At 61.0% G+C, this 13019-nt stretch carries 9 protein-coding genes; 2 read left to right on the forward strand and 7 right to left on the reverse strand.

All coding sequences use genetic code 11. From position 1 onward, the window contains the following. Positions 1–42: 42 nt before the first annotated feature. The gene (locus LVW35_RS06650) at positions 43–1293 is read right to left on the reverse strand and encodes an OprD family porin (protein WP_233894350.1); all 1251 of its coding nucleotides are present in this window, start codon (positions 1291–1293) and stop codon (positions 43–45) included. On the opposite strand from LVW35_RS06650, the gene LVW35_RS06655 reads away from it, so the two are divergent. Then, positions 1292–1453, forward strand: coding sequence for a hypothetical protein (locus tag LVW35_RS06655; protein ID WP_233894352.1), 162 nt, complete (start codon positions 1292–1294; stop codon positions 1451–1453). The genes LVW35_RS06650 and LVW35_RS06655 overlap by 2 nt on opposite strands. Here LVW35_RS06655 and LVW35_RS06660 read toward each other — a convergent pair. From LVW35_RS06660 to LVW35_RS06680, 5 genes are all read right to left on the reverse strand, one after another. Then, the gene (locus LVW35_RS06660; protein WP_233894354.1) at positions 1434–3050 is read right to left on the reverse strand and encodes a J domain-containing protein; all 1617 of its coding nucleotides are present in this window, start codon (positions 3048–3050) and stop codon (positions 1434–1436) included. The two genes, LVW35_RS06655 and LVW35_RS06660, sit on opposite strands and share 20 nt — an antisense overlap. A gap of 11 nt (positions 3051–3061) precedes the next feature. Continuing rightward, positions 3062–4759 (reverse strand): molecular chaperone HscC, encoded by a 1698-nt coding sequence (locus tag LVW35_RS06665; protein WP_233894355.1) that lies wholly within the window; start codon positions 4757–4759, stop codon positions 3062–3064. Positions 4760–5021: 262 nt separating this feature from the next. Further along, positions 5022–6479, reverse strand: a complete 1458-nt coding sequence (adeC, locus tag LVW35_RS06670) for an AdeC/AdeK/OprM family multidrug efflux complex outer membrane factor (RefSeq protein ID WP_233894357.1) — start codon at positions 6477–6479, stop codon at positions 5022–5024. Beyond that, positions 6476–9637: an efflux RND transporter permease subunit gene (locus tag LVW35_RS06675; RefSeq protein WP_233894359.1), complete on the reverse strand. Its 3162-nt coding sequence runs from the start codon at positions 9635–9637 to the stop codon at positions 6476–6478. The genes adeC and LVW35_RS06675 overlap by 4 nt, the downstream gene beginning before the upstream one ends. A gap of 3 nt (positions 9638–9640) precedes the next feature. Further along, the gene (locus LVW35_RS06680; protein ID WP_233894361.1) at positions 9641–10789 is read right to left on the reverse strand and encodes an efflux RND transporter periplasmic adaptor subunit; all 1149 of its coding nucleotides are present in this window, start codon (positions 10787–10789) and stop codon (positions 9641–9643) included. Between the two features lie 286 nt (positions 10790–11075). Here LVW35_RS06680 and LVW35_RS06685 point away from each other — a divergent pair, with 286 nt between their 5' ends. Further along, positions 11076–11708 (forward strand): TetR family transcriptional regulator, encoded by a 633-nt coding sequence (locus LVW35_RS06685; protein ID WP_233894362.1) that lies wholly within the window; start codon positions 11076–11078, stop codon positions 11706–11708. 233 nt (positions 11709–11941) lie between these two features. On the opposite strand, the gene LVW35_RS06690 is transcribed toward LVW35_RS06685, so the two are convergent. Further along, positions 11942–12997 (reverse strand): alkene reductase, encoded by a 1056-nt coding sequence (locus LVW35_RS06690; RefSeq protein ID WP_233894364.1) that lies wholly within the window; start codon positions 12995–12997, stop codon positions 11942–11944. Between the last annotated feature and the right edge of the window lie 22 nt (positions 12998–13019).

The following is a 13019-nucleotide window of genomic DNA, read 5'->3' on the forward strand; positions in this document are numbered from 1 at the left end:
AGCAGCGGCAGGCGCGCACCATACAGTAAGTGTGGCGCTGGTTTACAGCAAACTGATCGGGTAACTGACGATCAACCGATTCTCGTCGAACTCGTTGTTGCTGTAGTCGCGGCGCATGCTGGAATTGCGCAGGCGCACGGTGAGGTTTTTCAGGCTGCCGCTTTGCACGGTGTAGCCCAGTTCACTTTCGCGGCCCCATTCCTTGCCATCGGTGATGGTGCCGGTGTGCACGTTGCTGCCGCTGATGTAGCGGTTCATCAGGGTCAGGCCGGGCACGCCGAGGGCGGCGAAGTTGTAGTCGTGGCGCACTTGCCAGGATTTCTCCTGGGCGTTGTCGTAGCTGGCGTTATAGCTATCGTTGGCCAGGGTGCCGCCGCTGGTGCCGTTGACGCGCATCCAGGCGCTGTTGCCCGTGAGTTTTTGCAGGCCGACGTAAAAGGTATTACCGCCGTATTTGGCGGAGAAGAGGCCGGACCAGGTCTTGTTGTCCAGCTCGCCGGCGCGGGCGCTGCCGTCGTCCTTGCCGTAGAAAAAGCCAAGATTGGCGCCCAGGGTCCAGTCGCCGATGGGCTGGCTGTGAATCAGGTTGATGAACTGCTGGCTGTAGATGTCCTTGAGTTGCGCGTTCCACAGGCCGATCTGGGTGCGCTTTTCGTTGAACGCATACTCGGCGCCCTGGAAGTTGAAACGGTCGGACGTGAATGCGGTTTTACCGAACATCGACAGGTCGGTCATGCTGCTGTCGTCCCGCGGGCTGTTGGCGCGGAACTGACCGCCGTAGAGGGTCAGGCCATCGATTTCTTTCGAGGTGATTTGCCCGCCACGCAGGGTTTGCGGGAGGGAGCGGCCGTCGTCCGAGCGCAGGATCGGCAGCACCGGCATCCACTCGCCGACCTTCACTTCCGTCTTGGAAATACGCGCTTTGAACGCCACCCCTAGACGCCCGAATTCATCCGCCGGGCGGCCATCACGGTCCAACGGCAACAGTTGGGTGCCCCCGGTGCCGCGTCCGCCATCCAGTTTCAACGAATACAACCCCAGCACATCCACGCCAAAACCCACGGTGCCCTGGGTGAAGCCGGACTTGGCGTCGAGGATGAAACTCTGCGTCCACTCCTGCGCGCCGCCCTGGGTCTTGGTGGGGTTGGTGTAGTTGCGGTTGAAAAAGAAGTTTCGCAGGTTGAGGTTGGCGCTCGCGTCTTCGAGAAAACCGTGTTCCTCGGCGACGACGGGGAAGGCAAGACTGGCGACAGCGGTTGCCAGCAAGAGCCGGCGCGGGTGGAAAGTGCTCATGGCGAAAGGACCTGTTGTTATTGGGTTTATGCAGGTGGCGGCCATGGTGCGCGGCGGTGCGGGGGCGATGAAAGTGGGGGCGGACGGGTTGTGGGCGATGATCGAACGCAAGTTGCCGGGCGCTCGGGCCCGGCAGGGGATTAGCGCTTGGGCAGGTTGAAGTGGGTCCAGGGCACTTGTGGCAAGTAGTGCTGCGCCGCCACGATCAGCGCCACCATCACCACCAGGAACACCGCTTGCAACGGGCTCCAGAAGGCCCAGTGCAAGCCATTCAGCCACGGGTAGCCTTGGCTGAATTTAACGCTCATGTGACCGATGCGTTTTTTGTGCAGCAGGTTGATCAGGACCATGCCGGCATAGGTGACCATGCCCAGCACGCCAAGCATCAAACCGCAGGCTCCCAGCATGACCAACTGTGGCACGCCGTGGCGAATCACCAGCCAGTAGTCGTTGGGGTTGAGCCGCTTGGGGATCAGGTACTCGCTCAGCCACACATCCACAACCCGATAGGTAGAGCTCATTGCGGCCCACAGTTGAGTGACGCGAAAACCAATGGCCGCTGGCACGAACGCCATCAGCATGAAAATCACCAGCGACATCCCATCCATCCGGTCGGGTTTGTCGTGGGCGATGCTCAGGCCAAGCCCCAGGGCGAAAACGGCCCACAGCCGGATGAACACCTGGGTGTAGATCGGCCGGGGTACGTATTTGCGCCAGAAGAACAGGTCGGTCCTGGGTAGGCGCTCGACCAGTTTCGGATAACGCCAGGTCAGGGTTTCGGCCAGGTGCTGGCAGGCATTCCACTCGTTTTCGCCAAACCCGTCGATCATGCGTTTGTGTTGGGTGGCGGTCATGGGCGTCAGTAACAAGCGCGCCGCCAGGGCATCGGCTGAGGTGCGTCGCGGGTCCTGGGCCTTCTCCTGCAAGTGGGTGTAGAAGCTTTCCTGTTCACAGCGCGACACCAGTTCGCGCCACATCCACGCCGGCTCCGGGAACACACCTTTCTGGTCGTCCCAGCCGAACACCTGGCACACCCGCTCGAACAACGGCACGCTCCAAGTGGTTTCGTGGAGCAGGTGCAGGAGGATGCGTTGCCACTGCTGTTGCAGGTCGAACACCCGCAGCCACGGCTGGTTGTTGTAGTGCGTGAGCTGGGTGACGAACTCGCGCTCGGCCTTTTGCTCCAGCCGTTCCTGCAGGGTGCGGCGGTAGTCCTGCAGCAGTTCGCCGGCCAGCGCTTCGTGCTGCCATGGCGTCATGGCCACTTGTTGCCAGGGCGTCAGCCATTCCAGGTGTTGCACCGCCCAACCGGCGATGGCGCTGCGCTCGCCCGGCGCTTCGAAACAATGACGCAACAGGCCGGCCTGGAACGTATCGGTACAACCCTGTTGCCGGGCCTGGGCCCAGCGTTGGTCGAGGTTGTGCGCGTTAAGGCCGTCGAGCAGCGCCTGGGCCGGGTCCGGTGCAGGCGTCTCGAAAAGCGCAGGGCGGACCGGGCTGATATTCATCAGTTCGGCCAGGTCATTCAGGTTGCCGTAAGTTGCTTCGGCCAACGGCGCCTGGACGCTCTCTTGCTCTTCTTCGGCGTCAGCCCGCCAGCGTGCGTAGGCCAGTGCCTCTTCATAGGCTTCGCGCAGTCGCTGGAAGCCGGCAGCATCGTCATCCGGCCGGCAGCTTTTCAGCAGCCGCGCATAGGTGCGCTTGATGGTGCGCTCGTCGGCGTCTTCCGGCAGTCGCAGTACGGTCCAACACTCCATGTCGTGTTTCCTCAGCGCCAGAACCCGTTGTCGAGCTGCTCAAGTTGACGGGCCAGTTCGCTGCGGGCCTCACGGATGCGGCGCTCGTCCTGGGTGTCGAGTACTTGCTGGAACTGCGCGGCCCAATGCCCGAGTTGCTCGCGCAGTTCGCCGAGGTTTTCCTGGTAGAGACGCTCGAGGCGCGCAGTGAGTACGGTGTTGACCTGTTGGTCGCGCGGATGAATTTTCAACTGCGCCAGGGCTTGCAGGCGTTGCTGGATCTCCTCCGGGCTGAGCACACCTGGGTTGTTCTCGATCACCAGCGAGTGCTGTTCGCCGGTCAGCGGGATGCTCACCTGGGCTTCCAGCAGGCCATTGTTGTCGTAGGTGAAGCGCACATCCAGCGAGACTTCACCGGCCTTGCGCTTGGGCACCGGGATGTCCAGTTGGCCCAGTTCGATGTTGTCTTTGACCAGGCGGCTTTCGCCTTGGTAGATCTTGAGCAGTACGCGGGTCTGGTCGTCGTGCAGGGTGACCACGCTTTTGACGCGGCTCACCGGCACACTGCTGTTGCGCTCGATCAGCGGCAAATAGTGCCCGCTTTCGATATGGCCACCGTACTGGTTCGAGGTTTCGATACCGAGGGTGTAAGGGCACACATCGGTCAGCACCACTTCTTCCAGTGCCGCAGAGCGCGCCTTGAGTGCCGCCTGGATCGCGGCGCCATGGGCGACCACCTGGTCCGGGTCGAGGCTGATGGACGGGAAGCGACCGAACAGACCGGCGGCGAGTTTGCGCACCAATGGCATGCGCGTGGTGCCGCCCACCAACAGGATTTCATCCAGGTCGCCGACACGAATCCGTGCATCACGCAGGGCCCGTTCAATCGGCGCGCGCAGGCGTTCCAGCAGCGGTGTGTAGAGCTTGGCCAGTTCCTGCTGAGTGATGGTTTTTACCCATTGCTGGCCGTCGACACGCAGGGCGAATTCGGCACTGTCGTCCTGGCCCAGGGCTTTGCGCACCCGTTCGGCTTCGCGGCGCAGGGCTTGCAGCACGCTGCTGGTGGGCGGGAAGCCTTGGGCGTTGCGCTGGCTGTCGACGAAGTGTTCGAGCAACAGGGTGTCGAAGTCTTCGCCGCCAAGGAAGTTGTCGCCGGCGCTGGCGCGGACTTCCATCACGCCGTCGAACAGCTCGATGATCGACACGTCGAAGGTGCCGCCGCCGAGGTCGAAGACCAGGAACGAGGTTTCTTTGTCGCGCTGATGCAGGCCGTAGGCGAGGGCGGCGGCGGTGGGTTCGTTGATCAGTTTTTCAACGTTGAGCCCCGCCAGCTCACCGGCAATGCGCGTGGCCTTGCGTTGGCCGTCGCTGAAATACGCGGGCACGCTGATCACGGCTTCGGTAACGGTGTGGCCGTAAGTGCGCTCGATGTCTTCCTTCAGGCTTTTGAGCACCAGCGCGGAGAGTTCTTCCGGACGGAACGAGCGGTCGCCCAGGCGCACTTCGGTGACACTGCCCATGAACCGCTTGAACAGCGAAGTGGTCAGGTGCGGGTGGGTGTGCAGGCGCTCTTTGGCAGCCTGGCCTACCAGGACACGGCCTTGGTCATCCAGCCCGACCACGCTTGGGGTCAGCAACTGGCCAAGGGCATTGGGTACCAATTCGGCTGCATCACCGCGCCAGACTGCAGCGAGACTGTTGGTGGTTCCCAGGTCGATTCCTACGATCATTACGACAAGCTCCCTCTGTGGTCTGTAAGAATCTGTTACCAATTTTAGCCTGAAAGGTTGAAGAGAAAGCAAGGCGGTAAAGCCTTGCGGGTTAGTAGGAAAAGGCTTGCCAGGGAGAGCGGTGTGTCAGTGAGTGCGTGGAGGCTGACACACCGCTATCGCTGGCAAGCCAGCTCCTACGGTAGGTCGGAGGTATTAAAGGGCAGGCATAAAAAAACCGCCACCGGTGAGGGAGGCGGTTTTTTTGTTTACAACAGCGCGATCAGAACAACTTCAACGCCGGTGCTTCTTCTTTCAACGGCTCGTTCTTCGCGGTCTGCTCGTTCCAGCCGCCGCCGAGGGCCTTGTACAGGTTGACCTCGCTGGTCAGCTGCGCCAGGCGGTCGGTGATCAGCGATTGCTGGGCACTGAACAGCTGGCGCTGGGCGTCGAGGAACGTCAGGTTGCTGTCGACACCAATGCGGTAGCGACGCTCGGCCAGGCGGTAGTAATCCTGGTTGGCCGCGACGAAGCCGCGCTGTGCATCCAACTGCTGCTTGTAGGTTTCACGTGCGGCAAGTCCGTCGGAGACTTCCTGGAAGCCGGTCTGGATGGCCTTCTCGTAGTTCGCCACGTTGATCTCTTTCTGGATCTTCGAGTAGTCCAGGCTGGCGCGCAGGCTGCCGGCGTTGAAGATCGGGATGTTGATCTGCGGGGCGAACGACCAGGTGCCCGAACCGCCTTTGAACAAGCCGCCCAGGTTAGGGCTCGCGGTACCGGCGCTGGCCGTCAGGCTGATGCTCGGGAAGAATGCTGCACGGGCCGCGCCGATATTGGCGTTGGCGGCCTTGAGGTTGTACTCGGCTTGCACAATGTCGGGGCGACGTTGCAACAGGTCCGAGGGCAACCCGGCTGGCACTTCGCTGAGCAGGTCATCCGACAGCGGCTTGCTGGTGATATTCGCCGGCAGGCCGGTGCCCAGCAGCAGGGTCAGGCTGTTTTCGTCCTGGGCCACCTGACGCGTATACCGGGCAAGCTGCACGCGGGCGTTTTCCACCGAGGTGCGCGCCTGGCTCAGGTCGAGGGCCGAGGCCACACCGACTTCGTTGCTGCGCGAGGTGAGCTTGAAGCTCTGTTCGAATGCGCCCAGGGTGTCCTGGGTCAACTTGAGCAGTTCCTTGTCCGCCTGCCAGGTCAGGTAGGCGTTGGCCACGCTGGCTACCAGGCTGATCTGGGTGCTGCGCCGTGCTTCTTCAGTGGCGAAGTACTTTTGCAGGGCCTCTTCACTCAAGCTGCGCACGCGGCCAAACAGGTCCAGCTCATAGGAGCTGATGCCCAGCCCTACCGAGTACTGACTGCTGATGGTCGATTCGCCGGTCTGCGACAGGCGAGCCGGGGTACGCGAGCGGCTCCCGTTGCCCGTGGCCGACACGGCCGGGAACAGGTCGGCACGCTGGATACGGTACTGCGCGGCATAGGCGTCGATGTTCAGGGCCGCGACGCGCAGGTCGCGGTTGTTCACCAGCGCAGTCTGGATCAGCTGTTGCAGTGCAGGGTCATGGAAAAACTGCTTCCAGCCCTGCTCGGCAGCGGCCTGGCTCGGTGCCTGGGCCGACGAATACGCCGGCCCCTGCGGGAACTGTGCGGCCACCGGCGCTTCGGGGCGCTGATAGTCAGGTATCAGCGAGCAGCCACTGAGCACGAATGCCGTGACAGCTAGGGAAAGTAGCGACTTGCTCATTGGCCAGCCTCTTTAGGGGTTTCAGTTGTGTCGGTCTTTTTACGTTCGCCAGCGGCGGATACGGTTGCGAAGAACAATGGTACCCAGAAGATCGCCAGCACAGTGGCCGTGATCATACCGCCAATGACGCCGGTACCGATGGCGTGCTGGCTACCTGAGCCGGCGCCCGAGGAGATCGCCAGCGGCAGTACGCCTAGGATGAACGCCATGGAGGTCATGATGATCGGGCGCAGACGCATGCGGGACGCCTCGATGGCCGCCTCGACGATGCCTTTGCCCTGTTCGTGGAGCTCCTTGGCGAACTCCACGATCAGGATGGCGTTTTTCGCCGCCAGGCCCACCGTCACCAAAAGGCCCACCTGGAAGAACACGTCGTTGGACAAGCCACGCATGCTGGTGGCGATCAACGCACCCACCACACCCAGCGGTACTACCAGTACCACTGCGATCGGGATCGACCAGCTTTCGTACAGTGCCGCGAGGCACAGGAACACCACCAGCAGCGACAAGGCGTACAGCGCAGGCGCCTGGGAGCCGGACAGACGTTCTTCGTACGACAGGCCGGTCCAGGCAAAGCCCACACCCGCCGGCAATTGCTTGGCGATGCGTTCGACTTCGGCCATGGCGTCACCGGTACTGTAGCCCGGTGCCGGGGTACCGAGGATTTCCATCGCCGCTACACCGTTATACCGCGAGAGCTTCGGCGAACCGTAGATCCACTTGCCCGAGGAAATGGCCGACATTGGCACCATTTTTCCGGAGTCGCTGCGCACGTACCATTTGTCCAGGTCTTCCGGGGACATCCGGCCCGCGGCTTCGCCTTGCACGTACACTTTCTTCACTCGACCACGGTCGATGAAGTCGTTGACGTAGCTGCCGCCCAGCGCAATCGCCAGGGTCTGGTTGATGCTCGACAGCGTAATGCCCTGGGCACTGGCCTTCTCGTCATCGACGGTCAGCTCGTATTGCGGCTCATCGTTCACACCGTTGGGGCGCACACCCGCCAGGATCTTGCTTTGTGCGGCGGCACCGAGGAACTGGTTACGCGCTTCCATCAGTTTTTCGTGGCCGACACCGCCCTGGTCTTGCAGGAACACGTCGAAACCGGTGGCGTTACCCAGCTCCAGAACCGAAGGTGGCACGATGGCGAATACCATGGCGTCCTTGAAGGCCCCGAAGAAGTAACCCTGGGCACGCTTGGCCACTTCGAATACCGACATGGACGAATCGCGCTCATCCCACGGCTTGAGCATTACGAATGCCAGGCCCGAACTCTGGCCACGGCCGGCGAAGTTGAAGCCGTTTACGGTAAATACCGACTTCACGGCCTTGCCTTCGCCCGGCTCGCCTTCCTTGTCGTTGAGCAGGAAGGCCCGCATGTCGTCGACGACTTTCTGCGTACGTTCAGCCGAAGAGCCGACCGGGGTCTGTACCTGGGCAAAGATCACGCCCTGGTCTTCTTCCGGCAAGAATGCGCTTGGAATACGGGTGAACAGCCAGATCATGCCGAGGAAGATGACCAAGTACACGAAAAACGCCGGGAATTTGTGCTTGATCATGTTGCCCACGCCGCGTTCGTAGCTCAGTACGCCACGGTCGAAGGTGCGATTGAACCAGCCGAAGAAACCACGCTTGGGTTGGCCGTGTTTCTCAGGGTCTATCGGCTTGAGCATGGTGGCGCACAAAGCCGGAGTGAAGATCAGGGCAACCAGTACCGACAACGCCATGGCCGAAACGATGGTGATGGAGAACTGTTTGTAGATCACGCCGGTGGAGCCGCCGAAGAAGGCCATTGGCAGCAGTACCGCCGACAGTACCAGGGCAATGCCCACCAGGGCGCCCTGGATCTGGCCCATGGATTTCACCGTCGCTTCTTTAGGCGACAGGTGCTCCTCGGCCATTACCCGCTCGACGTTTTCCACTACCACGATGGCATCGTCCACCAGCAAACCGATGGCCAGGATCATGCCGAACATGGTCAGGGTGTTGATGGTAAAGCCGAACGCGGCCAGGATGCCGAAGGTACCCAGCAATACCACTGGCACCGTCATGGTGGTGATGATGGTGGCGCGGAAGTTCTGCAGGAACAGGAACATCACCAGGAACACCAGCACGATCGCTTCGACCAGAGTGTGCACCACACCGGAGATCGATTCGGTCACCACAGGCGTGGTGTCATACGGCACCACTGCCTTCATGCCAGGTGGGAAGAACGGTTCCAGGGACGCCACGGTGGCACGGATGGCCTTGGCGGTGTCCAGGGCGTTTGCACCCGACGCGAGCTTGATCGCCATACCGGACGCCGGCTTGCCGTTGAACTGTGCACTGATGCTGTAGTTCTGGCCGCCGAGCTCGATACGCGCGACGTCACGCAGGCGCACCTGCGAGCCGTCGGCATTCACCTTCATGAGAATCTTGCCGAACTCTTCGGCCGTCTGCAGGCGGGTCTTGCCGATAATGGTCGCGTTCAACTGGGTGCCGGGCAGGGCAGGCAAACCGCCCAATTGACCGGTCGCCACCTGGACGTTCTGTGCCGAGATGGCGGCGCTGACGTCTACCGGGGTCAACTGGTAGTTGTTCAGCTTGGCCGGGTCGAGCCAGATACGCATGGCGTACTGCGAACCGAACACCTGGAAGTCACCGACGCCCGCGGTACGCGAGATCGGGTCCTGGATGTTGGACACGATGTAGTTGGACAAGTCGTCCTTGGTCATGCTGCCGTCTTCCGACACCAGACCGATCACCATCAGGAAGTTCTTCACCGACTTGGTCACGCGGATACCCTGCTGCTGCACTTCTTGCGGCAGCAATGGGGTCGCCAGGTTCAGCTTGTTCTGCACCTGAACCTGGGCGATGTCCGGGTTGGTACCCTGGTTGAACGTTGCGGTGATGGTCATGCTGCCGTCGGAGTTACTGTCCGAGGCCACATAACGCAGGTTGTCGATACCGTTGAGCTGTTGCTCGATCACTTGTACCACGGTGTCCTGCACGGTTTGTGCAGACGCGCCTGGGTAGGTCACCTGGATGTCGATGGCGGTGGGCGCGATGGCCGGGTATTGGTTGATGGGCAACTTCAGGATCGACAGTGCCCCGACCAGCATGATCACCAGGGCAATTACCCAGGCGAAAATGGGACGGTCGATAAAAAATTTCGACATGGGTTACTCCCCCTGGCCAGCAGCGGCAGCAGGAGCTGGAGCAGAACCGGCAGGCTTGGCGTTGTCGGCGTCCTTGACCTTGACTTCGACGCCCGGCTTGATGAATTGCAGGCCTTCGGTGATCACGCGGTCACCGGCGTTCAGGCCCTTTTCCACCAGCCAGTAGGCGCCGGCAGTGCGGTTGGCCACCAGTTGACGCTGCTCGACCTTGTTGTCCTTGTTCACCACCATGGCGGTCGGGATACCTTTGATATCGCGGGTCACGCCTTGTTGCGGTGCCAGGATGGCCTTGCTGTTCACACCGGCTTGCAGCTGGGCGTGTACGAACATGCCCGGCAGCAGGGTGTGGTCAGGGTTGGGGAACACGGCGCGCAGGGTCACGGAACCGGTGGTCTGGTCAACCGAGACTTCGGAGAATTCCAGCTTGCCGTCCTGACCGTAGTCGCTGCCGTCTTCCAGGGTGAGCTTGACCTTGGCCGCGTTGGCGCCGGCTTTTTCCAGCTGGCCGCTTTCCAGGTCGCGGCGCAGTTTCAGCATTTCAGCCGAAGACTGCGTGACGTCGACGTAGATCGGGTCCAGTTGCTGGATCACGGCCATGGCATCGGTTTGGCCGTTGCTGACCAGCGCGCCTTCGGTCACTGAAGAACGGCCGATACGCCCGGAGATCGGCGCGAACACTTTGGTGTAACGCACGTTGATCTGGGCCGTTTGAACGTTTGCTTCCGCAGTCATGCGATTGGCGACGGCGGTGTCGTATTCCTGGCGGCTGACGGCTTGCTCATCAACCAACTGCTTGTAGCGGTCGGAGATGGACTTGGCCTGGGTCAGGCTGGCTTGCGCGCTTTTCAGGGTGGCGTCATACACCGACGGGTCGATTTGGTAGAGCTGTTGCCCTTCCTTCACATCCGCGCCTTCCTTGAACAGACGCTTGAGAATGATGCCGTTGACCTGTGGGCGAACTTCCGCGATGCGGTAGGCGGTGGTGCGGCCTGGAAGCTCGGACGTCAGGGTATAGGCTTGCGGTTGAATGGTGACCACGCCGACCTGAGGGGTTTGAGCGGGCGGAGCCGCTTCTTCCTTTTTACATCCGCTGAGCAGCGATGCCAGGGCGACGGCAGTGACCAGAGCGGTAACAGCTGGCTTAAGTTGCATGAAGATCCTCGGGTCAGGCGCGCAGAGTGCGCACAAGAAGTGTGGAAGGGTAAAAAACAAGCTGTGAGTGGATAAGTAGCTTGCTACGCAATATACTTACGTTCATGGTTGTTTGTAAACTCTTGACAGGCTTCGCGGAATGTTGACAAAGCAACGCCCAAAGCCTCGATTTTAGTACGTTCGGTGCCCATGACGGTGTCGTCCCACAATTATTCAGATGATCGTTAACAGCTATTAATTCTACGTTAACGATAGTCCCCAGTACCCTGATTGAGGTTTTACTGCCATGGTTCGTCGCACCAAAGAGGAAGCTCAGGAAACGCGCAGCCAGATTCTCGAAGCCGCTGAGCAAGCCTTTTATGAGCGCGGCGTCGCGCGGACCACGTTGGCGGACATCGCCGCGTTGGCCGGTGTGACGCGGGGTGCTATCTACTGGCATTTCAGCAATAAGTCCGACTTGCTGCAGGCGCTGCTCGACACGCTGCATGAACCACTGGACGAGTTGGCCAGGGCCAGTGAAAGCGAGGATGAACTCGATCCGTTGGGCTGTATGCGCAAGCTGTTGATTCATTTGTTCCATCAAGTAGCCCTGGACCCGAAAACCCGGCGCATCAACGAGATCTTGTTCCATAAGTGCGAATTCACCGATGAAATGTGCGACATGCGCCGCCAGCGTCAGACCCACAGCCTGGAATGCAACCTGCGCATCGGCCTGACATTGCGTAACGCGGTCCATCGCGGGCAACTTCCGGAAAATCTTGATACAACCCGTGGCGCGGTGTGCATCCACGCCTATATCAACGGGCTGATCGGCCAGTGGCTGCTGGTGCCCGACAGCTTCCAGTTACATCAGGAAGCCGAACGCTGGGTGGATGCCGGGCTGGACATGCTGCGCTGGAGCCCCAGCCTGCGCAATTAAGACAAAATGCGTAATTGCATCAGGTTGTGTCAACAGTAAAGCCCAAGGACAGTCAATCGTCCTTCTGCCTGATTGGTGGGGTGACTTTATATACGGGCCGGCGGGCAGTTGATAGGTAGCCGCCTAAGTATTTTGTAGTGATTTTGTTGCAGTGCTGTGAAGGATTGTTACCCAGTGCCCACGAAAAAGCCCCGGTTCCTGCGAACCGGGCTTTTTCGTTTCGGCTTTTTACATCACAGCGCCAGCGTCGGGTAGTCGATGTAGCCGACCGGGCCTTTGCTATAGAACGTATCCGGGCGTGCTTCATTCAGCGGCGCGCCAGCTTTCAAGCGAGCTGGCAGGTCCGGGTTGGCAATGAACGGCACGCCCCAGGCCACGGCATCCGCTTTACCTTCGGCCAGCCAGGCGTTGGCGCTGTCCTTGGTGAAACGTTCGTTGGCGATGTAGGTGCCGCCGAAGGCTTTCTTCAGTTGTGGGCCGAGGCTGTCGCCGGCTTCTTTCTCACGAGAGCAGATGAACGCGATGCCACGCTTGCCTAGTTCGCTGGCGACGTAGGTGAAGGTTTCTGCCAGGTTGTCATCGCCCATGTCATGAGAGTCGGCGCGCGGTGCCAGGTGCACACCCACACGGCCGGCGCCCCAGACTTCGATGGCCGCGTCGGTCACTTCCAGCAGCAGGCGTGCACGGTTTTCCAGAGAGCCGCCGTACTGATCAGTGCGCTTATTGGTGCTGCTCTGCAGGAATTGGTCGAGCAGGTAGCCGTTGGCACCGTGGATTTCAACGCCGTCGAAACCGGCGGCCTTGGCGTTCTCGGCACCGGTGCGGTAGGCGTCGACGATGTCGGCGATTTCAGCGGTTTCCAGGGCGCGGGGTGTCGGGTAGTCGGCCAATGGGCGCACCAGGCTGACGTGGCCTTTGGGCTGGATCGCACTTGGCGCTACCGGGGTTTCGCCGTTCAGGTAAGACTCATGGGAAATACGGCCGACGTGCCACAGTTGCAGGAAGATCTTGCCACCCGCGCCATGCACCGCTTTGGTGACGTTGGCCCAGCCGCGCACCTGGTCGTTGGACCAGATGCCTGGGGTGTCCGGGTAACCCACGCCCAGCGGTGTCACGGAGGTGGCTTCGCTGAGGATCAGGCCGGCGGAGGCGCGTTGCACGTAGTACTCGGCCATCAGCGCGTTGGGCACGCGGCCGGCGTCGGCACGGCAGCGGGTCAACGGCGCCATGATGATGCGGTTCGCCAGTTCCAGGTCGCCCAGTTTGATTGGATCGAAAATAGTCGTCATGGGGAAAACACCTTTGTCTTTG

Origin of the sequence: Pseudomonas sp. HN11 (genome assembly GCF_021390155.1) — a bacterium.
GTDB lineage: Bacteria > Pseudomonadota > Gammaproteobacteria > Pseudomonadales > Pseudomonadaceae > Aquipseudomonas.